1 protein-coding gene and 2 pseudogenes are annotated in these 1,031 nt (G+C 72.9%); all 3 read right to left on the bottom strand.

The window, feature by feature from the left end; all coding sequences use genetic code 11:
• Window positions 1–235 (bottom strand): annotated as a pseudogene (locus ACFW2E_RS47800) (adenosine deaminase); the annotation flags it as partial.
• A gap of 61 nt (window positions 236–296) precedes the next feature.
• Entirely contained in the window at window positions 297–689 is a 393-nt protein-coding gene (locus ACFW2E_RS47805) for a VOC family protein (protein WP_384478674.1), read from the bottom strand.
• Between the two features lie 125 nt (window positions 690–814).
• Window positions 815–1,031: pseudogene (locus ACFW2E_RS47810) on the bottom strand (M56 family peptidase); the annotation flags it as partial.

The following is a 1,031-nucleotide window of genomic DNA, read 5'->3' on the forward strand; positions in this document are numbered from 1 at the left end:
CCTCTCGCGCGCGGTGGGTCTCGACGGTGGATAGGGCCCCCACCAGTTCCCCGGAGTTCGCCCCCTCCAAGGCCCCGGCGGCGAGCTCGTCGGGGTCGGTGGCGGGCAGGGTGTGGCCGACCGCGGCCGCGAGCTCGACGACGGTGGCGGGGCGCAGGCCGCCGTCGAGGTGGTCGTGCAGGACGGCCTTGGGCAGGCGGCGGATCACTTCGGCGTCTACGCGCGTAGCGGTCATGGCGGTTCTTTCCTTGGACGGGTGGTTCGAAGTGGCGGGAAGAGCTGTGGCGGGAGGATGCTCAGCCGGCGGGCTGGAGCAGGTCCCAGCGGTTGCCGTACAGGTCCCGGAAGACCGCGACGCTGCCGTACGGCTCGTGCCGCGGCTCCTCCAGGAAGGTCACCCCGGCGGCGGTCATCCGGGCGTGGTCGCGGGCGAAGTCGTCGGTGTGCAGGAAGAACCCGACGCGGCCCCCGGTCTGGTCGCCGACCCTGGCCCGCTGGTCCTCGTTCCTGGCCCGGGCGAGCAGCAGTCCGGTGCCGGCCGTCTCCGTGCCCGGTTCGACCACGACCCAGCGCGAGCCGTCCGGGCGGGGCTCGTCCTCGGCGATCCGGAACCCGAGCGCCTCGGTGTAGAAGCGGATCGCCTCGTCGTAGTCGTCGACGACGAGGGTGACCAGGGCGACGCGTCTCATCGGAGCCTTTCGGTGGGCATGGTTAGCGCGTGAGGTTATACGTAAAACTTCGCGGGCGCCAGTCACTGCGGACGGCAGGTGGGCTTACCCTTCCCTCTCCGGCCGGCCGCCGGCAAGGGCTGCGCTCAGCGGCTCTCCTCACCCTGGGCGACCTCGACCCGGTGGTGGAAGTCGATCACCCCGGTCGCCGAGGCGACACACGAGACGGCGGCACAGAAAACCAGGAGGACGGCGATCCAGGGTGCGGCGCGGCGCGGGGCGGGCGGGGCCGACAGAAGGGCCTGGACCCGCTGCGGTACGGGGCCGGTGGTCGCCGCCGGGGCGAAGTCGGGGCGCGCCGGC

The sequence above is a fragment of the Streptomyces sp. NPDC058964 genome (assembly GCF_042741275.1).
Classification (GTDB): Bacteria; Actinomycetota; Actinomycetes; order Streptomycetales; family Streptomycetaceae; genus Streptomyces.

What these genes read in the sequence shown, in the direction of transcription:
- ACFW2E_RS47805 (WP_384478674.1), bottom strand. Translation starts at nt 689, where the DNA reads ATGAGACGCGTCGCCCTGGTCACCCTCGTCGTCGACGACTACGACGAG.